16 protein-coding genes are annotated in these 19,216 nt (G+C 73.0%); 9 read left to right on the top strand and 7 right to left on the bottom strand.

The features are described 5' to 3' along the window. Positions 1-180: 180 nt before the first annotated feature. Complete coding sequence (locus ACZ4Z2_RS23680) at positions 181-1,104, bottom strand: DUF3027 domain-containing protein (protein ID WP_468078638.1); 924 nt, start codon at positions 1,102-1,104, stop codon at positions 181-183. Between the two features lie 515 nt (positions 1,105-1,619). On the opposite strand from ACZ4Z2_RS23680, the gene ACZ4Z2_RS23675 reads away from it, so the two are divergent. From ACZ4Z2_RS23675 to ACZ4Z2_RS23660, 4 genes are all read left to right on the top strand, one after another. Continuing rightward, positions 1,620-3,011, top strand: a complete 1,392-nt coding sequence (locus ACZ4Z2_RS23675; RefSeq protein WP_468078637.1) for an MFS transporter — start codon at positions 1,620-1,622, stop codon at positions 3,009-3,011. A 93-nt stretch (positions 3,012-3,104) separates the two neighbouring features. After that, on the top strand, positions 3,105-3,572 hold the full coding sequence (locus tag ACZ4Z2_RS23670; RefSeq protein WP_468078636.1) for a hypothetical protein: 468 nt from the start codon (positions 3,105-3,107) through the stop codon (positions 3,570-3,572). Between the two features lie 16 nt (positions 3,573-3,588). Continuing rightward, complete coding sequence (locus ACZ4Z2_RS23665) at positions 3,589-4,329, top strand: futalosine hydrolase (RefSeq protein WP_468078635.1); 741 nt, start codon at positions 3,589-3,591, stop codon at positions 4,327-4,329. A gap of 1 nt (position 4,330) precedes the next feature. Then, positions 4,331-5,260: a 1,4-dihydroxy-6-naphthoate synthase gene (locus tag ACZ4Z2_RS23660; protein WP_468078670.1), complete on the top strand. Its 930-nt coding sequence runs from the start codon at positions 4,331-4,333 to the stop codon at positions 5,258-5,260. Positions 5,261-5,279: 19 nt separating this feature from the next. Here ACZ4Z2_RS23660 and ACZ4Z2_RS23655 read toward each other — a convergent pair whose 3' ends face one another. After that, a complete protein-coding gene (locus tag ACZ4Z2_RS23655; RefSeq protein ID WP_468078634.1) occupies positions 5,280-5,663 on the bottom strand; it encodes a cold-shock protein in 384 nt (127 codons plus the stop codon). 183 nt (positions 5,664-5,846) lie between these two features. Here ACZ4Z2_RS23655 and ACZ4Z2_RS23650 point away from each other — a divergent pair, with 183 nt between their 5' ends. Next, complete coding sequence (locus ACZ4Z2_RS23650) at positions 5,847-6,098, top strand: hypothetical protein (RefSeq protein ID WP_468078633.1); 252 nt, start codon at positions 5,847-5,849, stop codon at positions 6,096-6,098. A gap of 3 nt (positions 6,099-6,101) precedes the next feature. Here the strand turns inward: ACZ4Z2_RS23650 and ACZ4Z2_RS23645 are convergent, their stop codons facing one another. Together ACZ4Z2_RS23645 and ACZ4Z2_RS23640 are read right to left on the bottom strand one after the other, a co-directional pair. Next, a complete protein-coding gene (locus ACZ4Z2_RS23645; protein ID WP_468078632.1) occupies positions 6,102-6,713 on the bottom strand; it encodes an HAD family hydrolase in 612 nt (203 codons plus the stop codon). Between the two features lie 150 nt (positions 6,714-6,863). Beyond that, entirely contained in the window at positions 6,864-7,931 is a 1,068-nt protein-coding gene (locus ACZ4Z2_RS23640; RefSeq protein WP_468078631.1) for a hypothetical protein, read from the bottom strand. Positions 7,932-8,248: 317 nt separating this feature from the next. Between ACZ4Z2_RS23640 and ACZ4Z2_RS23635 the strand changes: the two genes are divergently transcribed. Together ACZ4Z2_RS23635 and ACZ4Z2_RS23630 are read left to right on the top strand one after the other, a co-directional pair. Then, positions 8,249-10,960, top strand: coding sequence for a helicase-associated domain-containing protein (locus ACZ4Z2_RS23635; RefSeq protein ID WP_468078630.1), 2,712 nt, complete (start codon positions 8,249-8,251; stop codon positions 10,958-10,960). A gap of 219 nt (positions 10,961-11,179) precedes the next feature. Further along, positions 11,180-11,347, top strand: coding sequence for a hypothetical protein (locus ACZ4Z2_RS23630; RefSeq protein ID WP_468078629.1), 168 nt, complete (start codon positions 11,180-11,182; stop codon positions 11,345-11,347). Here the strand turns inward: ACZ4Z2_RS23630 and istB are convergent. Then, complete coding sequence (istB, locus tag ACZ4Z2_RS23625; protein WP_468078628.1) at positions 11,331-12,773, bottom strand: IS21-like element helper ATPase IstB; 1,443 nt, start codon at positions 12,771-12,773, stop codon at positions 11,331-11,333. The genes ACZ4Z2_RS23630 and istB overlap by 17 nt on opposite strands. A 172-nt stretch (positions 12,774-12,945) precedes the next feature. On the opposite strand from istB, the gene ACZ4Z2_RS23620 reads away from it, so the two are divergent. Then, positions 12,946-14,592 (top strand): DNA repair helicase XPB, encoded by a 1,647-nt coding sequence (locus tag ACZ4Z2_RS23620; RefSeq protein ID WP_468078627.1) that lies wholly within the window; start codon positions 12,946-12,948, stop codon positions 14,590-14,592. 486 nt (positions 14,593-15,078) lie between these two features. On the opposite strand, the gene ACZ4Z2_RS23615 is transcribed toward ACZ4Z2_RS23620, so the two are convergent. After that, positions 15,079-15,279 carry a hypothetical protein gene (locus ACZ4Z2_RS23615; RefSeq protein WP_468078626.1) on the bottom strand — a complete coding sequence of 67 codons (201 nt, stop codon included), beginning with the start codon at positions 15,277-15,279 and terminating at the stop codon, positions 15,079-15,081. Positions 15,280-15,595: 316 nt separating this feature from the next. On the opposite strand from ACZ4Z2_RS23615, the gene ACZ4Z2_RS23610 reads away from it, so the two are divergent. Beyond that, positions 15,596-17,644 carry a HelD family protein gene (locus ACZ4Z2_RS23610; RefSeq protein WP_468078625.1) on the top strand — a complete coding sequence of 683 codons (2,049 nt, stop codon included), beginning with the start codon at positions 15,596-15,598 and terminating at the stop codon, positions 17,642-17,644. 98 nt (positions 17,645-17,742) lie between these two features. Here the strand turns inward: ACZ4Z2_RS23610 and ACZ4Z2_RS23605 are convergent, their stop codons facing one another. After that, positions 17,743-18,999 (bottom strand): trypsin-like serine peptidase, encoded by a 1,257-nt coding sequence (locus tag ACZ4Z2_RS23605; protein WP_468078624.1) that lies wholly within the window; start codon positions 18,997-18,999, stop codon positions 17,743-17,745. Positions 19,000-19,216: the final 217 nt, after the last annotated feature.

Below are 19,216 nucleotides of genomic sequence, written 5' to 3'. Positions count from 1 at the left end.
TCACCGCCCCGCGCCCCTGAAGGCAGGGTCTGCGGCCCGCCTTCATCTGAAAAGCACGGGGGCGCAGCCCCCTGCTTTTCCAGGGGCGCGGGGAACCGCGCGAGAAACCACAACGCACCCGCAGTCGCCCTACAACAGTGGCCCCCGAGCTACTGGGCGCCCCTCACACCACAGCCAACGTCACGAGTGACCGAGATCCGCCTCGGCGTCCGCGTCCACCGGCACCGACCCGGAGTCCGGCGACGGCCGCAGCGGGAAGGGGTCGACCCTGGTCTCGTCGAGCCGCGGCGGAGCCGGCTGCGGCGGCTTCGGCATGACCGCCGCCTCGGAGTGCCCCCCGCACCCGTACGTCAGCGACACGACCCGCCCGTCCGCCGGCGCGAACTCGTTCGCGCACACCCCGAACGCCTGCCCGAGCGACCCCCCGATCGGCATGAGGAACCCGCAGCTGACACAGGACGCGGGCGCGGCCTGGGCCATCGCGGTCTTCGCCCCGAACCCTTCCTCCCAGCGGTCCGCGGCCGTGTGCAGCCCGTACCGGGACAGCACGCGGGCCCGGCGCAGGCCCAGTTCCTCGGCGACGGCGGCGATGGAACCACGGCTCGGCGCGATCGGCAGGTTCGCCGGGACACCGCCCGCGACCTCCGCGTCCTCCGCCTCCACCAGCTCGGCCATGTCCTCGGAGACCGCGGAGTTCGGCGGCGGCTCGTCCTCGCCGGAGTACCCGGGCTCCAGCCTCAGGTCCTCCGCGTCGGTGGGCAGCAGATCACCGGGACCCATGTCGCCGGGCCGGAGCCGCTCGCTCCACGGCACCCACTCCGGCGCGAGCAACGCGTCGGGACCGGGCAGCAGGACGACCTCGTCGAGGGTGACGATCTTCGCGCGGGAGGCGCGGGCGACGGTGACGGCCCAGCGCCAGCCGCGGTAGCCCATCTCCTTGCACTCGAAGAAGTGCGTGACAACGCGGTCGCCCTCGGACACGAGTCCCGCGTGCTCCCCCACCACACCGGGCGCGGCCGCCTCCTCGGCGGCGGCGCGGGCGAGGTCGACGGCCTCGGCGCACAAGCGGTCGGGGGTGCGGCTTCGCGTTGTCGCTGCGCTCACAGGTATCGCTTCTCTCCTACGCCGTCTCACGAGTGCGCCTCCCTCGACGGGGGGTGCGGACGGAGCGGACCGGAGGGCCGCGTCGACGTCCGCGCCCGATCGCACTCGGGCGCACCTATGTCATCCATTCTGCGGGATGAACTTCAGGCGCGCGGCCGAGAACAACCGCCGCGGGCGCGCTATGCACGCTACCTTCTCCAGCGCCCGGCGCCCACACCGACGTTACGGTTCCGCTGCGCTGGACTTGGACCGGGGTGCGTTCCGGGGGGCGGATCAGAGGCCCCGGCGTTGGCGTGAACCGAACACGTGCGGGCTGGTGGGGCTGGTCATCAGGACGAAGGCCGGGCCGCGGGCCCAAGCCTTCACGGGCGCGGCGAACTGCGCGAACAACCACGACGAACCCGCACCCGCCGACGAATCCGCACCCCCGAGCTACCGGGCGCCCCCCACCCCCGTTCACCGCCATCCGAGCGGTAACCGCACTACGGCCCCCCATCTCGGGGCACTATGACGAGGTGACCGGCGCCGAGCGGAGCGGAACCCGCGGCGGTTCAGGTCGACTGACCGGAGCCGTCCGCTCGCTGACCCGCGCCCTCCACCGCCCGGTGACCGCCCCCGCCCGCGGCATCCGCAAGGCCACCCACGCCCACGGCGCCGGCGAGTCCGGTCTCGGCAAACTCATCGAACTGCACGGGGTGAACGGCGCCGGCGACGTGATGATCACCGTCTCCCTCGCCTCCACCGTCTTCTTCTCCGTCCCCACCGACGAGGCCCGCGGCCGGGTCGCTCTCTACCTCGCCATCACCCTCGCCCCCTTCGCCCTCCTCGCCCCCGTCGTCGGCCCCCTCCTGGACCGCCTCCCGCACGGCCGCCGCGCCGCGATGGCCGGCGCGATGCTGGCGCGGGCGTTCCTCGCGCTCGTACTGGTCGGCGCCGTGGAGACCGGCGGCATCGAGCTGTACCCCGCCGCGCTCGGCGTCCTCGTCGCGTCGAAGGCGTACGGGGTGGTCAGAAGCGCCATCGTCCCCCGCCTCCTCCCACCGGCGTTCTCCCTGGTCAAAGCCAACTCGCGGGTCACCCTGTGCGGCCTGCTCGCCACCGGGGTCGCCGCGCCGATCGGCGCCGGCCTCCAGGCCCTCGGACCGCGTTTCCCGCTGTACGGCGCGTGCGCGATCTTCATCGCCGGGACGTTCCTGTCGTTCACGCTGCCACCCAAGGTCGACTCCGCGAAGGGCGAGGACACCGCGCTGCTCGCCGCGGACCCGGAGCATCTGCACGGCCCGCACCGCGCGAAGACGCTGAAGCGGCCGAACCTGCGCACGGTCGGCCCGGCCGTCACCCACGCCCTCGCCGCCAACGCGTCGCTGCGCTGCCTCTCCGGCTTCCTGATCTTCTTCCTGGCGTTCCTGCTGCGTGAGCACCCCCTCCACGGGCAGAGCGCGGCCGTCTCCCTCGGCATGGTGGCCGTCGCGGCCGGCACGGGGAACGCGCTCGGCACCGCCGTGGGCGCGTGGCTGAAGTCACGGGCACCGGAGCTGATCATCGTGACCGTCGTCGCGGTGGAACTGGCCGTCGCCGTGCTGGCGGTCGTGTTCTTCAGCGCCTTCTTCATCGCCTGCCTCGCCGCGTTCGCCGGCCTCTCGCAGGCCCTGTCGAAGCTGGCCCTGGACGCCCTGATCCAGCGGGACGTACCCGAGGCCGTCCGGACCTCCGCGTTCGCCCGCTCCGAGACGCTGCTGCAGATGTCGTGGGTGGTCGGCGGCGGCATCGGGATCGCCCTGCCCCTCGTCGGCACGCTCGGCATGGCCGTGGCCGCCGGGATCGTCGCCCTCGGCTGGCTCACCACGGTCCGCGGCCTCCTCTCCTCCGCCCGGCACGGCGGCGCGCCCCGCGCCAAGGTGGCGTGACCGGGGCGGAACGGGAGCCCCGCGACACCGCCCGGCCCGGCACGCCGTACCCCACGTAGGGGCACCCCTGGACATGCCAGATAGCCTTCGCCCATGACCTCCCAGCGTTCCCGTCGCGCCGCAGCCACTCTCGGCGCTGTTTCCGCCGGACTCCTCGTGCTGTCTGCCTGCGACAAGCCGACGCCGATGGCCACCGTGACATTCGGCACCGACTCGGTGAGCACCGAGGCCGAGTGCTACGAGACCCTCAGCGCCGAGCAGGCCACGAAGTGCGCCAAGGAGAAGCCGTCGAAGTCGATCGACGTGCCCCAGGGCGAGACCCTGCGCATCGGTGTCGACCCGGAGATCGCGGAGACCGGCTGGGCCCTGTGGATCAACGGCGAGCCCGCCACCGACACGTTCAAGAAGACGTACTGGGCCTTCCAGAACGCCGATCTCTTCGCCACCCAGCCCGGTCAGACCGCCCAGAAGTCGCTGACGATCAGCGTCGTCGAGCAGAAGAAGGGCTCGACCGAGTACAAGGGCGTCTGGAACTTCAAGTTCGAGAACCCGGACGCCTGATCCGCGTACGCCGCCCATGCGCATCCTCGTAGCCACCGCGGTCCCCGTCGAACGGGACGCGGTGGCGCGCGCGTTCCCGGGGCCGTTCACGGAGGTGCCCCTGCCGGCGGCGGTCCTCCACCGGCACTCCGCCACGGGCCCCGTGTACGACCTCCTCGCCGCCGGTGTGGGGCCCGCGCTCGCCGCCGCCTCCACCGGCGCCGCGCTGACCGCGGGCGTGCTCGGCGGGGCGCCGTACGACCTGGTGGTGTCGGCGGGCATCGCGGGCGGTTTCCAGCCGGGGGCACCGCTCGGGTCCCTGGTGCTGGCCGAGGCGATCACGGCCGCGGACCTGGGCGCCGAGACCCCGGCCGGCTTCGTCCCGGTCACCGATCTCGGGTTCGGCACGGTCACCCACCGCCCGCCGAGGGCGCTGGTGCGCGCGGCCGCCGAGGCGACCGGGGCCCTCACCGGCACCGTGGTCACCGTCTCCACGGTCACCGGCAGCGCCGAGCGCGCCGCGGACCTGCGCACCCGGCACCCGGACGCGCTGGCGGAGGCGATGGAGGGCTTCGGCGTCGCCGAGGCCGCCGCCGCGCACACCACCCCCGTCCTGGAACTGCGCGCCGTCTCCAACCCCGTCGGCCCCCGCGACCGTGCGGCCTGGCGCATCGGGGACGCGCTCACCGCCCTCACCGAGGGCTTCGGGAAGCTGACGCCCGTCCTGGAGAGTTGGAACCCACATGAGCCGGATGAGCCACATGGACAGCACGAGTGACATGAGCGGCCCGAGCGGCACGGGCGAGGTGAGCGGCAGGAGCACTGAGCGGGCCGCCGACACCGTGCGCATCGCCTACTCGCCCTGTCCCAACGACACGTTCGTCTTCGACGCGTGGGCGCACGGCCGCATCCCCGGCGCCCCCGCGCTGGACGTCACGTTCGCGGACATCGACATCACCAACGGCATGGCCGAGCGCGGCGACGACCTGGACGTGCTGAAGGTGTCGTACGCGGTCCTGCCGTACGTCCTCGACACGTACGCCCTGCTGCCGTGCGGCGGCGCGCTGGGCCGGGGCTGCGGGCCGCTGGTGCTGACGCGGGAGCCGGGCACTGGGGGCACCTCCCACGCTTTCGGCAGTGGGGGACTGACCGGCCGTACGGTCGCCGTGCCGAGCGAGCGGTCGACGGCGTACCTGCTGTTCCGCCTCTGGGCGGCGGACACGCTGCCCGGCGGGGTCGGCGAGATCGTCGTCATGCCGTTCCACGAGATCATGCCGGCGGTGCGGGACGGGAAGGTCGACGCCGGACTCGTCATCCACGAGGCCCGCTTCACCTACCGGAACTACGGTCTGCACAAGCTCGCCGACATGGGCGAGCACTGGGAGTCGACGACGGGACTGCCGATCCCGCTCGGCGCGATCATCGCGAAGCGCTCGCTCGGCGAGGAGACGCTGCGCCGCCTCGCGGACACGGTCCGCGCGTCCGTCCACGCCGCCTGGGACGACCCCGACGCGTCCCGCCCGTACGTCCTGGAACACGCGCAGGAGATGGACCCCGCCGTCGCCGACCAGCACATCGGCCTGTACGTCAACGAGTTCACGGCGGACCTGGGCGAGGACGGCTACGCGGCGATCCGCGGCCTGCTCACACGCGCGGCGGCCGAGGGACTGGTACCGCCCCTCGGCCCGCACGCGCTCGACTTCCCGTAACCGCCGTCGGCGGCAGGGGTCAGACGTCCAACTGATCGGCCACCGCCCGCAGCAGGCCGGCGATCTTCTTGCCGGCCGCGCGGTCGGGGTAGCGGCCCCGCTCCAGCATCGGCGTGATGTTCTCCAGCAGGGTCGTCAGGTCCTGCACGATGGAGGCCAGTTCGTCCGGCTTCTTGCGCTGGGCGGCGGCCACCGAGGGGGCCGGCTCCAGGATCGTCACGGAGAGCGCCTGGTCGCCGCGCTGACCGGCGACGACTCCGAACTCGACGCGCTGGCCCGGCTTCAGGCTGTCCACACCGGTCGGCAGTACGGAGGAGTGGACGAAGACGTCACCGCCGTCGTCACGGGAGAGAAAGCCGAAGCCCTTCTCACTGTTGAACCATTTGACCTTGCCGGTAGGCACGTCTGTCCTCGTCCTCGTACTCGTCGGAAACTGCGTCTGAAAAGTGTTCTCGGTGTGCGGAAACTGCTCTGGATAGCACTACAGCGGGCCGCCGGGACCCGCCGGTACCCAGGCTAATGGTCTGGGGGCGGGTGACAAGACGTCGCCCGACGGTTCCCTCGCGCTGGGAACTACCCTGGTCCGGTGCGTGACAAAACCCAACCGAATTCCGCCGAACCCGGTGACCGGCTGATCCGTGCCGGCGTCATCGTGTTCTTCGTCGGCGCCGTGGCCACACTGGTCACCGTCGCCCCGCTGTTCCTCGACACGAAACCATTTCCCACCTACATGTTCGGTTTGAGCATGCTCATGGGGGTCGGTTTTCTCATTGCGGGCGCGGGTGTCCTCCAGTCCGCGGCGGCGGGTCGCAGGAAGGCACGGTCGCACACCGGCTGACGGTCAGCGGCGGGTGCGGGCCGCCAGCCACGCGGGGAAGGCCGTCAGGTCCGCGAGGACGACGTCCGCGCCCGCCTCACGCAGCTCCCGCTCGTCGCACGGGCCGGTGGCCACGGCGACGGAGTACGCCTCGGCGGTGCGCGCGCCGCGGACGTCCCCGACGTGGTCGCCGACGTACACGCTCGCGCCGTGCTCGCGCAGCGCCCCCGCCTTGGCCTCCGCCCACAGGTCACCGATGACGGCGTCCGGTTCCATGCCGAGGTGCTCGATGTGCAGCTTGGCGTTCGGCTCGTACTTCGCGGTGACCACGACGGCCCGCCCGCCGGCCGCGCGGACCGCGGCGATCGCCTCCCGCGCGCCGGGCATCGCGGGCGCCGCGGCTATGGCGATCGCCGGGTACATCTCGCGGTAGAGCGTCGCCATGGCGGGGACGTCCTCCGCGGGGAACCAGTGGGCCAGCTCCTCCACGAGCGGCGGGCCCAGCCGCGTGATCGCCAGATCCGCGTCGATGTACGTCCCGATCCGCGCCGCCAACGCCTCGTAGCAGGCGCGGATTCCGGGGCGGGAGTCGATCAACGTCATGTCCAGGTCGAAGCCGACGGTCAGGGGAGCCATGCGCCCATTGTGGGGGGTGGGGGGTTCGTTGGCGGGGTGCGGGGCGGGTGCGGGTGGGTGGGGGCTTGTCGCGCGGTTCCCCGCGCGGGAACCGCGCGGGGAACCACGAACCACCCGCACCCGCCCAGCAGACAGCGCGCCCCCGAGCTGCTAGGCGCGGGGCCGTTGGGACCGCCAGAGCAGGTACAACGCGGAGCAGATCGCGGCCATGCGCAGGACCCACGGCCACGTCTCCGTGAGCGCGACGTTCATCTCGCCGCGCGCGATGGGGTCGCCCCACCGCCCGTCGCTGCGTCCCCACAGCCAGACGATGCCCCCGGCGGCCACCACGCCCGGCACGCCCAGCACCGCCCACTTGGACTCCGCGGGCGTCAACCTCCGTGACAGGTAGGCGATCAGCCAGCCGAGGCCCAGCGGCACGAGGCTCCCCATGACCGCTCCCGCGACCAACAGCACGGCGGCCAGCAGCAACAGGGGGTTGCTCCACCCGCCGCCGGCCGGCCGCAGCCGGGGCAGTCGGGGCCGCCGCCGGCCCGTGGGGACGTCCCCGGCCGCCGTCTCCACGGCCGCACCGCCGGCGCCCACTGCCGCCTTCTCCACGGCGGGCGGCGCCACGGCTCCCGCCGTCTTCCCGTCGTCCTTCGCGGGCGGCGGTTTCAGCAGTTCGGGGATCTCCACGCCGCCGACGAACCCCGGCACCGCGTCCCCGATCCCGAACCCGATGTCCACGCCGCCGGGGCCACCGCCGCCGCCGACGCGCCACCAGTCGGGCTGCGCGTCGCCGTCGCCCAGTTCGTGCAGCGGGGCGAGGTGCGGCGGGGCGGCGCCCTCCAGGGACGCGCGGGGCGCCGGTTCGGCGGGACGCGGCCGGGGCACGACCTTGCGGAAGCCGCCGGTGAGCCCCTTGGGCCGCTCGTCGCGCTCGTCCGTGTCGTGGTCGCCGGTCACCCGCTGCACGGGCACGGCGACCCGCTCCTCCGGCGTCTCGCCGGGGCCGCCCGCCGCGGTGACGATGTCGTCGGGGGTGCCGAGGCGGGCGATGATGCGGCGGACGGCGGCCGGGCTGTCCACCGGCGCCTTCGCCCGGCGCCGGTCGATCTCGTCCCGCAGCTCCGACACCAGGCGCATACGGGTCGCGGACGGCAACTGTCGCTGCTGGGCCAGGTCACCGACCCGGCTCAGATACTCGTAGACGACCTTGTCGCTCTCAATCCCCACGAAGCCCCTCCGGGGTTGACGCGTGCTCCCCCGACGGTATCGCTTCCCCCCACCCCACAACCGCACCCCACCACTTCGGCCCACAACGAGGCCGCAGGACGGCAAGGAGCACGAGACCGCAGGGCCTACGGCGACCGCACCCACCGGCACCACCCGCGCCACTCGCACCATCGGCACCACGGGCGCCACGGCACCACGGGCACCACCCGCACCCAAAGAAACCACCCCCACCCCCACCCCCACCCCGGACGAACCACCCGCACCCCCGAGCCGTCAGGCCCTCCGGTCCGGCACCCCCCTCCGCTACCGTTGGCCGGATGAGCACCGAGGAGCACAGCCCCACGCAGCCGGCATCCCCCGGCGGAGCTGACACGGCCCCCGGCCCACCCGGATCCCCCGCGCCCGGCGGAGCCCCCCGCTCTCTCGCGGAAGCGCTCCGCGGTCGCGACGACCGTTCGCTCGCCGCGCTGCTCCGGGCCCGCCCGGACCTGATCACCCCCGTGCCGACGGACCTGACACAGCTGGCGACCCGCGCCGGTACGCGTGCCTCGGTGGTCCGTGCCCTGGAACGCCTGGACCGGTTCGCCCTCCAGACCGCCCAGGCCCTGGCCGTCGCCGCGGACCCGGCCCCGTACGACGAACTGCTCGGCCTCATGGCGGGCGACGAGCCCGATCCGGCCGTCGCCGCCGCTCTCCCCCGCGCGGTCCGCACGCTGCGCGAACAGGCTCTCGTCTGGGGCCCCGACACCCGGCTCCGCCTCGTCCGCACGGCCCGTGAGCTGCTCGCGCCGTCGCCGCAGCACCCGTCCCCCACCGGCCTCGGCCCGACCGTCGGCGAGGCGACGGCGGGCATGTCGCCGGGCCGGGTGCAGGAGATCGTCGCGGCGGCGGGCCTGGCCGGCACACACGACTCGGTGTCCGCCGTCGCCTCCCTCACCGGCCTGTTCACCGACCGGCACCGGATGGCCGCGCTCCTCGGCCACGCGCCCGCCGAAGCTCTCGACGTGCTGACCCGTCTGGTGTGGGGGCCGCCCTACGGCCAGGTCACCGCGCACCCCGCGCCGCACCTGCGCTGGCTCCTCGACCGCGGTCTCCTGCTGCCCACCGCTCCCGGCACGGTCGTCATCCCCCGCGAGGTCGCCCTGCATCTGCGGGCGGGGCGGGCGCACCGGCGGGTCGAGCCGGTGCCGCCGGCCGTGGAGGCGGCGGGCACGCACCGTCCGCAGGTGGTGGACGCGACGGCGGCCGGGCAGGCGTACACCGCGCTCGCGACCGTCGAGGAGCTGCTGAAGGACTGGGACGAGGGCGGCCCGGCGGTGCTGCGGGCGGGTGGCCTCAGCGTCCGCGACCTTAAGCGGACCGCCGTCGCCCTCGACGTGCCCGAACCGGTCGCCGCCTTCTGGGTGGAGCTCGCCTACGCCGCGGGCCTGCTGGCCTCGGACGGCGAGGCCGACGAGCGGTACGCCGCCACCCCCGCGTACGACGAGTGGCTGGAGCTGCCCCCGGCGGAGCGCTGGGCGCGTCTCGCGTCGGCCTGGCTGACGGCGACCCGTACGCCGGGTGTGGTCGGTGAGCGGGACGCCAAGGAGCGCACCCTGTCGGCGCTGGGCCCCGGCCTGGACCGTTCGGCCGCGCCGGAGGTCCGGCACCGGGTGCTCACGCTGCTCGCCGGGCTCCCCGAGGGCACCTCGGCCGACCCTGACTCCGTGCTGGCCCGCCTGCGCTGGGAGCGCCCCACCAGAGCCGCGCAGCCCTCGCAGCCCGTCCAGCCGCCGACCCGGGCGGAGCAGGCCCCGCAGGCGTCGAAGCAGGGCCGGACGCCGCAGGCGCAGGGCGGGCAGCCGGACGATCTGCGGGCCCGTTTGGCGCGCTGGACGCTCTCCGAGGCGGAGTCCCTCGGGGTCACCGGACGGGGGGCGCTGTCCTCCCACGGGCGGGCCCTGCTCGGTCTGCCGCCGGGGGCCGCCGCCCCCGCCGATCTGCCGGAGACCCCGGGCGACAAGCTGCCCGCCCATCACGTCACCGCCCCGACGGCCCCCTTCCCGTCGCCCGAACCGTCCCCCGAGCCGGTCCTCGAACGGGCCGCGGCGGCCGCCCGTGCCGCCCGGCTGCTCGCGCCGCTGCTGCCCGAGCCGCTCGACCACGTGCTGCTCCAGGCGGATCTGACCGCCGTCGCGCCGGGCCCGTTGCGGCGTCCGCTCGCCGACATGCTGGGCGTGGTGGCGGACGTGGAGTCGAAGGGTGGCGCGACGGTGTACCGGTTCACGCCGGGGTCGGTGCGCCGGGCGCTGGACGCCGGTCAGACCGCCTCCGACCTGCATGACTTCCTGACGGCCCACTCCCGTACGCCGGTCCCGCAGCCGCTCGCCTATCTGATCGACGACGTGGCCCGGCGCCACGGGCATCTGCGGATCGGCGCGGCCTCGGCGTATGTGCGGTGCGACGACGACGCGATGCTCAGCGAGATCCTCGCCGACAAGCGGTCGCAGGGGCTCGGGCTGCGCCGGCTCGCGCCGACGGTGCTCGCCGCGCAGGCGGATCCGGCGGCGCTGCTGGAGGGGCTGCGCGCGATGGGCTACGCGCCGGCCGCGGAGTCCGCGGAGGGGGATGTCCTGATCACCCGGGCTCTGGCGCACCGCACCCCGCCCCGTACGGCCCCGGAGCCCGTCCCGGACGGTCCGCCGGCCCCCGACGACACCCTGCTGGCCGCCGCGATCCGTGCCATCCGCGCCGGTGACCTTGCCTCGACGGCGCCCCGGAGGGCGAGCGGCGCCCCGCTGCCGTCGGGCGCGCTGCCGCGCACCAGTTCCGCCGAGACCCTCGCCACCATGCAGGCCGCCGTCCTCACCGGCGAGGCCCTGTGGATCGGCTACGTCAACGCCGAGGGCGCGGCCAGTCAGCGCGTGATCGCCCCGGTGCGCGTCGAGGGCGGCTTCGTGACGGCGTACGACCACACGGCGGACGAGGTGCGGACGTTCCCGCTGCACCGCATCACCGGTGTCGCGGAACTGGCGGACGACTCGCTCTGACCGGCGGGCGGCCGCCCCGGCGTCCCCTCATCGAACCGATCAAACCGTCTCTCCGGGATCACCCGTTCGGGCGTACGCGGCCGTTCATGCAGGCCATCCCCGGTTTTCCCTCCGATGAGGGATTGCGCGGGGGCGCGTGCGTCGGGGTTGGGGCCGCCGGGCAGCCACCCTGTGTCCGATCGAGATCGACTCCCATGCTCGAAAGGTGCACAGGTCCGCATGCGCCCCATCGCCGCCCTGCTCTCCGCCCTCGCCGCCGTCGCCCTGGTCGGTGTGCTCGCCTCGCCCGCCGCGGCCAACCCGCCCCTTCCCGAACTCGGCACGCTCGTCGGGGAGGGCCTCACCGTGGAGGGGCCGCTCATCCAGAACGTCAGCCTCCTGAAGTGACCCGGCCCGCCGAGGGGGCCCGGCGCAGCCGGTAGCTGTCCCCTTCGATGCGGACGACGTCGGCGTGGTGGGCGAGCCGGTCCACCAGGGCCGGGGCGGCCCCGCCGAAGATCTCGTCCCAGCGGCCGAGGGGGCGGTCGCTGGTGACGATCAGGGAGGCCCGCTCGTAGCGGTGGGCGACCAGTTGGAAGAGGAGCCGGGCGGTGTCGGGGTCGAAGGGCAGATAGCCGACCTCGTCGACGATCAGCAGGGGGCAGGCGTCGAGCGCGGAGAGTTCCTCGGCGAGGCGGCCCTCGGCCCGTGCCCCGGCCAGCCGCGCGGCCCACTCCACGGCGGTGGCGAACAGCACCTGGTTCCCCGTCTGGCAGGCGCGGACGCCGAGGCCGATCGCGAGGTGCGTCTTGCCGGTGCCGGGGGCGCCGACGAAGACCACGTTGCGCCGGTCGGCCATGAAGTCCAGCGTCCCGAGGCGGGCCAGCAGCTGCCGGTCGAAGCTGCGCGGGTGGTCCGGGTCGAAGTCCTCCAGCAGCTTGCGGGCGGGGAACCCGGCGGCGCGCACCCGGCTCTCGCCCCCGCCGCCCGTCTCGCTCGGCAGGGCGCGGGTCCGGCCCCGTGCGAATCCCGTTCCGTGCCGGCGCGTCTCGCGCTCGTGCGTCCCGTGGTTCTCGTGCGAGGTGGCCTGCGCCGGGATGGGCAGCGGGGCGGGTCGCGGGACCGGGGTGAAGGGGACGAAGGGGCCGGTGACCTGGTGCTCGTCCCACGGCGGGCCGGGTGGTTCGTGGGCGCCCTCGGGGTCGGCGGGTCCCCGGGGCGCGGGCGGGGCCGGGTCGGCCGGGCCGTGCGGGTGGCCGTGGGGGGCGGGGTGCGGGCCGTGGCCCTTCTCCTCGCGGAGCATCGGCCCCGACATGTACGCCAGGAGCACCGCCGAGACGATGAACGCCATGTGGATCACCGTGCCCCACAGCAGTGCGTGGTGGGAGGTGTGGTGGACGTCCACGAACATCTGGAGCAGATGGACGGAGGAGATGCCCACGATGGCGGTGGCGAGCTTGACCTTCAGGACGTTGGAGTTGACGTGGGAGAGCCATTCCGGCTGGTCGCGGTGGCCCTGGAGGCCGATGCGCGAGACGAAGGTCTCGTAGCCGCCCACGATGGTCATGATCAGCAGGTTGGCGATCATGACGACGTCGACCAGCTTGAGCACCGCGAGCATGACGTAGGTCTCGGTGGCGCTGCCACCGACACACTTGATGATTAACGTCCACAGCTCGTTGAAGAACTTGTAGACGTACACCCCCTGGGCAGCGACCAGGCCGAAGTACAGCGGTGCCTGGAGCCAGCGGGTGGCGAACAGGGCATAGCCGAGGGTGGTGCCCTGCGGGGAGACGGACGGGGTGACCGGACCGGCTGGGGAGGATGGCTGCACGGTTCAACATTCTTGGGGAGCCATTGCCTCATATCTGAATTCCCTCCACTCATCGGAATGAATAGACATCCAATAAGACTGTTAGGGGGAGGGGTCGGGACGAACGGGCCCGGCGAAAAGGCGGAACGATCAGGCACACTGGACGTTTGGCCGAAACGAAAGGGTGTCGCGCGTGAATGGTCCACTCATCGTCCAGTCCGACAAGACCCTGCTCCTGGAGGTCGACCACGAGCGGGCGGACGACTGTCGTCGGGCCATCGCGCCGTTCGCCGAGCTGGAGCGGGCGCCGGAGCACATCCACACCTACCGGGTGACGCCGCTGGGGCTGTGGAACGCGCGGGCCGCCGGCCATGACGCTGAGCAGGTCGTGGACGCGCTGGTCGAGTTCAGCAGATACCCGGTGCCGCACGCGCTGCTCGTCGACATCGCCGACACGATGGACCGCTACGGCCGTCTCACCCTGAGCAAGCACCCCGCCCACGGTCTCGTCCTCACCACCACCGACCGCCCGGTCCTGGAGGAGATCCTGCGGTCGAAGCGGATCACCCCTCTCGTCGGCGCCCGGATCGACCCGGACACCGTGGTCGTGCACCCCTCGGAGCGGGGGCAGATCAAGCAGACGCTGCTGAAGCTGGGCTGGCCGGCCGAGGATCTCGCCGGGTACGTCGACGGCGAGGCGCACCCGATCGAGCTGCACGAGGACGGCTGGGCGCTGCGGCCCTACCAGAAGCAGGCCGTGGAGAACTTCTGGCACGGCGGCAGCGGTGTCGTCGTCCTGCCCTGCGGCGCCGGGAAGACGCTGGTGGGGGCCGGTTCCATGGCGCAGGCGAAGTCGACCACCCTGATCCTCGTCACCAACACCGTCTCCGCCCGGCAGTGGAAGCACGAGCTGGTGAAGCGGACCTCCCTGACAGAGGACGAGATCGGCGAGTACAGCGGTACCCGCAAGGAGATCCGCCCGGTGACCATCGCGACGTACCAGGTGCTGACGACGAAGCGGAAGGGTGTCTACCCGCACCTGGAGCTGTTCGACTCCCGCGACTGGGGCCTCATCCTCTACGACGAGGTGCACCTGCTGCCCGCGCCGGTCTTCAAGTTCACCGCCGACCTCCAGGCGCGGCGGCGGCTCGGGCTGACGGCGACGCTCGTCCGCGAGGACGGCCGGGAGTCGGACGTCTTCTCCCTGATCGGGCCCAAGCGGTTCGACGCGCCCTGGAAGGAGATCGAGGCGCAGGGCTATATCGCGCCCGCCGACTGCGTCGAGGTCCGGGTGAACCTCACCGATTCCGAGCGGCTCGCCTACGCCACCGCCGAGCAGGAGGAGAAGTACCGCTTCTGCTCGACGACCGCGACCAAGCGCAGGGTGACCGAGGCGATCGTCCGCCGCTTCGCGGGGCAGCAGATCCTCGTCATCGGCCAGTACATCGACCAGCTCGACGAACTGGGCGCCCATCTGGACGCGCCGGTGATCAAGGGCGAGACGTCGAACGCGCAGCGCGAGAAGCTCTTCGACGCCTTCCGCGAGGGCGAGATCAACGTCCTTGTCGTCTCCAAGGTCGCCAACTTCTCCATCGACCTGCCGGAGGCGACCGTCGCCATCCAGGTCTCCGGGACGTTCGGCTCCCGCCAGGAGGAGGCCCAGCGGCTGGGCCGGGTCCTGCGCCCCAAGGCGGACGGCCACCAGGCGCACTTCTACTCCGTCGTCGCCCGCGACACCATCGACCAGGACTTCGCCGCCCACCGGCAGCGCTTCCTCGCCGAACAGGGCTACGCCTACCGGATCATGGACGCCGACGAACTCCTCGCGGACGGCGCCTGAGCGGATCGCCGCGCCATGCCCGGGCCGGGCGCCGCGCGACGCCTGGCGGCGCCCGTCGCCCGGCAGTGACGGCGCCCCGGCGGCGACGGCGTCCCTGCGCAGGCCGCCACCCGCGCCCGTGGTCGAGGTGGTGCATGGCCGGAGCCAGGGGGGAACCGGCTCCGGCCATGCGGGGGGTGGGAGGGATGGTCTCGGGATGCGCTGAGCGTCGTGCGACCGACGGTGGCGGTGGCCGCAGCCCTGAGTGCGGAGGCGGGCGGCGGATACCGGCGCCGGGCCGGTGGCTGGTGCGGGACGGACACGGAGCGGGTGCGGGCCGCGCGGCGTCGGTGCGGGGCCCCGAAAGGGGCAGGTGAGCCCTCGCTCCGACGTGATGTCGTCGGGGCCTGTAAAGGGCCGATGCGTCTTGTGGGCCGGGATCAGGTCAGGCGGAGTCGCGGCCCCGTCGCGCTGGGCCGGGGTCCCGTCGCGCTGGGCCGGGGTGCGTCAGGTGGGGCGGCGTATGCCCGCTTCCTCCGCGTACTCCCCGAGCACGATCACGCCGAAGGCGGCGCCCGCGAAGACCTTGACGGCCCGGAGGGCGTCCGCGAGACGGTGGCGGTTGTGGCGGTCGTCGAGACCGGTCGCACCGGACGGCGGACCGGGTCGGCCGGCGGCCGAGGCTGGGATGAAGGTCGCTGCACTCATGTATCCATGGTGGAACGCCGGCCTGTGGATGGCGTCGGTCTTTGGATTGAACTGGCTGAGCCCTCCCCTCACCCTCAGGTCCTGCCGTCCCCTAGTACCGCCGAGGTATCCACCCCCTAGGGGATGCGGACTCCGTGCGGGACTCCGTCGGGAAATCCATTGGCCCCGATCCCCTCGTCTCGCCTAAACTCTCCGCCCTTGCCCGCCTCCCGCTCGTGGAGCGCCGCCGTCCGGACGGAAACCGGCCGGCTCACCCCACCCCCACCACCGGATCCCGTGGAACCCGTGGATCCCGTAGGCCCCCGGAGGCACTCCCTTGTCCGCGCCCGCCGACGAAGAGATCAACCCCCTCACCCGCGAACGCGACCACCTCGCCGCCTCCCGTTCCGCGCTGCGCGCCATGCGGGAGGACGTGGAGGCGCTGGACATCCGGGACGTGACCGCGAACTGGGTGAACGCGGAGGTGCTCGCCCGCCAGATCGACGAGCGGATCAAGGCGCTCGCCGACCTGAGCGACACCCCGCTCTTCTTCGGCCGCCTCGACTATCTGCACGCCCCCGGCGCCGACGTGGCCGAGGGCGCGGAGGGCGAGAGGTTCTACATCGGGCGCCGGCATGTGCACGATGCGGACGGCGACCCGATGGTGATCGACTGGCGCGCCCCCGTCTCGCAGCCCTTCTACCGGGCGTCCAAGAAGGACCCGATGGACGTCGGGCTGCGCCGCCGCTTCGGCTACACCGGCGGCGACCTCACCGCGTACGAGGACGAGCACCTCTCCGACCCCGCCGAGGCGGCGGCCACCAGCAGGCTGCTCCAGCAGGAGATCGAGCGCCCCCGCGTCGGCCCGATGCGGGACATCGTCGCCACGATCCAGCCCGAGCAGGACGAGATCGTCCGCTCGGACCTGTCCGGCAGCCTCTGCGTCCAGGGCGGCCCCGGCACCGGCAAGACCGCCGTCGGCCTGCACCGGGTCGCCTACCTCCTGTACGCCCACCGCGAGCGCCTCTCCCGTACCGGCACCCTCGTCATCGGCCCGAACCGCTCCTTCCTGCACTACATCGAGCAGGTGCTTCCGGCGCTGGGCGAGCTGGAGGTCAAGCAGGCCACCGTCGACGACCTGGTGGCCCACGTGGAGGTGCGGGGGACCGACGAGGCGGCCGCCGCCGTCGTCAAGGGCGACGCCCGGATGGCCGAGGTGCTCCGCCGCGCCGTCCGCTCGCACGTCACCCTGCCCACCGAGCCCGTCGTGGTGGTGCGGGGGTCGCGTCGCTGGCGCGTCCCGGCGTACGAACTGGAGGACATCGTCAAGGAGTTGCTCGACCGGGACATCCGCTACGGCGCCGCCCGCGACGCCCTGCCGCAGCGGATCGCGCACGCCGTGCTGGTGCAGATGGAACGGTCCGGTGAGGCGCCCGACGACCGGGTGCAGGACGCGGTGGCCCGCAACACCGCCGTGAAGGCGGCCGTCAAGGCGCTCTGGCCGCCCGTCGACCCCGCCAAGCTGGTCCTGCGGCTGCTCGCCGACGCCGACTTCCTCGCCGAGCACGCGCGCGGGGTGCTCACCGACGACGAGCAGAAGACGATCCTCTGGGCGAAGCCCGCGCGGAGCGTGAAGAGCGCCAAGTGGTCCGCCGCCGACGCCGTGCTGATCGACGAGGCCACCGACCTGGTCCAGCGCACGCACTCCCTCGGCCATGTCGTCCTCGACGAGGCGCAGGACCTGTCCCCCATGCAGTACCGGGCGGTGGGCCGCCGCTGCACCACCGGTTCGGCGACCGTCCTCGGCGACCTCGCGCAGGGCACCACCCCCTGGGCGACGCGGAGCTGGCAGGAAGCCCTGGCCCACCTGGGCAAGGCCGAGGCGCACATCGAGGAGCTGACCGCCGGTTTCCGTGTGCCGACCGACGTCATCACCTACGCCTCCCGCCTCCTCCCCCACATCGCGCCCGGTCTGACCCCGGTGGCCTCGGTCCGGGAGAACCCGGGGTTCTTCGACGTACGGACCATCGAGGACGACTCCCGGGTGATCGCGGCCTGCGAGGAGCTGCTGCGCAACGAGGGCTCGGTCGGTCTGATCGCCGCCGACGCGCGCGTACCGGCGCTGGCCGAGGCCCTCACGGCGGCCGGGATCGGCTGTCTCGCGCCGGGTGAGGAGACGACGTACGAGACGCGCCTCACCCTCGTACCGGCGTCCCTCGCGAAGGGTCTGGAGTACGACTACGTGGTGCTGGACGAGCCGCGGGCCGTGGTCGACGGGGAGCCGGACGAGCGGACGGGCCTGCGCCGCCTGTACGTGGCGCTGACCCGTGCGGTGTCGGGCCTGATCGTGACGCACGCGGCCCCGCTGCCCCCGCAGCTGGCCTGAGCGCGCCCCCTGGGCCCCCGAGCCCTTCAGCTCGCGCGACACGGAGCGGCCCCCGGCGACCGAGGTCACCGGGGGCCGTTGCACGCGCGCGAGGCGGCTTACTTGAACTTGTTGCTGGTCGCCAGGTAGACCTCCTTGGCGTTCTTCCCCAGCCGCGGGCCGGTGATGAACGAGGAGCGGTCGCTCAGCGAGTTGTTGGAGACCAGGTAGGTGCGGCCCTTGTGGCTCATGAACCAGGGGCCGCCGGAGGCGCCGCCGTTCATGGTGCAGCCGACCATGTACTGGGCCGGGTAGTCGCTCGGGTAGCTGTAGCCGAGGACGAAGCGCTTGGTGGCGCCCTGGCAGTGGTACATCTTCGAGCCGTCGTACGGGGCCTCCGCCGGGTAGCCGCGCACCTTCATGTTCTTGACCTTGTTGGCGGCCGGGGCGTTGAACCACACCGGGAGCGCCGAACCGACGCGCTCCTCAAGGGACTTGCCGCCCTTCTCCGGCTTCACGTGGAGGACGGCGTAGTCGTACGCGGCGGCCACGGTGCCCTGGCTGGCGTTGCCGCCCTTGATCCAGGTGCCGGAGGTGGTGGCCCAGTCGGCCCAGAACAGGCCGTACGGGGAGACGTTGCTCGCGCGGTAGTTGGCGGACGCCTGGCTGATGTTCAGCCGGGCGGTGTTGTTGAACGACGGGACGAAGGCGATGTTGCGGTACCAGCCGCCGCCCTTGCCCGCGTGGACGCAGTGGCCGGCGGTCCACACGAGGTTGGACTTGCCGGGGTGGGCCGGGTCCTTCACCACGGCGGCCGAGCAGACGCTGGAGCCCTGGGGGGTGGTGAAGAAGAGCTTGCCGACCGGGGCGGCGTTCTTGTGGTAGGTCGCCTTGACCTTGGAGGCGTTCTGCCGCTTCACCGAGCCGTCGGGCAGCCAGACCCTGGTGGTCTTGCCCGACCCCTTCGACACGTTGCCCGCGTCGGCGATCTCGGGCAGCTGCGTGGGCATCTGCGCCTTGGCCTCGGCGATGCGCTCGGGGGTCCAGAAGTCCTGGATGTAGGGGTTGGCGAAGTCCTCCGCCTTGGAGGCCCAGTCGTCGAAGTCCTGCCAGCCGCCGTTCTTCCACTTCTGCAGCGCGTCACCGGAGAGCTCGGTGGGCACGCCCTCGGGCAGCTTGTAGCCGCCGATGGTGGTGTCGCCCCCGCCCTCGTTCTCGCCGGTGTCGACGTCCGAGCCGGCGTCCGCCTGGGCGGTCGTCTCGCCCGCGGCCTTGGCGCCGCCCTCGTCGGTCTTGCCGCATGCGGTGGTGGTGACCATGACCGCGGCGATCACGGCGGCGGCGGCCGCGAGACCGCGGCGACGTATGAATGGCATGGAGCCGTTCCCCCTGTGACTGAAACTTGTCATGCCCCGGCTTGGCTGGGGCGGAGACAACTATGCACGCGGGACAGGGCCCGAATGATCGTCGGGACGGCTCTCGCGGCGACTTCGCACACAACAACTACGTGGCGGATATCGATCCGTGATGTGACATCACGTCACCCCGCGCCACCCGCCGCCGCCGCGTCGGCCCGGCAAGTCACGGGCCGTT

It is taken from the genome of Streptomyces sp. NPDC030183 (genome assembly GCF_055573455.1).
Note: the sequence above shows the minus strand (reverse complement) of the source record. Positions and strands in the feature narration are given on the sequence as shown.

Bases quoted from the DNA above. Each gene is read 5' to 3' on its own strand.
- ACZ4Z2_RS23665 (WP_468078635.1), top strand. From the start codon at position 3,589: ATGCGCATCCTCGTAGCCACCGCGGTCCCCGTCGAACGGGACGCGGTG.
- ACZ4Z2_RS23605 (WP_468078624.1), bottom strand. From the start codon at position 18,999: ATGCCATTCATACGTCGCCGCGGTCTCGCGGCCGCCGCCGCCGTGATC.
- ACZ4Z2_RS23660 (WP_468078670.1), top strand. From the start codon at position 4,331: ATGAGCGGCCCGAGCGGCACGGGCGAGGTGAGCGGCAGGAGCACTGAG.
- ACZ4Z2_RS23630 (WP_468078629.1), top strand. From the start codon at position 11,180: ATGCGCCCCATCGCCGCCCTGCTCTCCGCCCTCGCCGCCGTCGCCCTG.
- ACZ4Z2_RS23645 (WP_468078632.1), bottom strand. From the start codon at position 6,713: ATGGCTCCCCTGACCGTCGGCTTCGACCTGGACATGACGTTGATCGAC.
- ACZ4Z2_RS23635 (WP_468078630.1), top strand. From the start codon at position 8,249: ATGAGCACCGAGGAGCACAGCCCCACGCAGCCGGCATCCCCCGGCGGA.
- ACZ4Z2_RS23615 (WP_468078626.1), bottom strand. From the start codon at position 15,279: ATGAGTGCAGCGACCTTCATCCCAGCCTCGGCCGCCGGCCGACCCGGT.
- ACZ4Z2_RS23670 (WP_468078636.1), top strand. From the start codon at position 3,105: ATGACCTCCCAGCGTTCCCGTCGCGCCGCAGCCACTCTCGGCGCTGTT.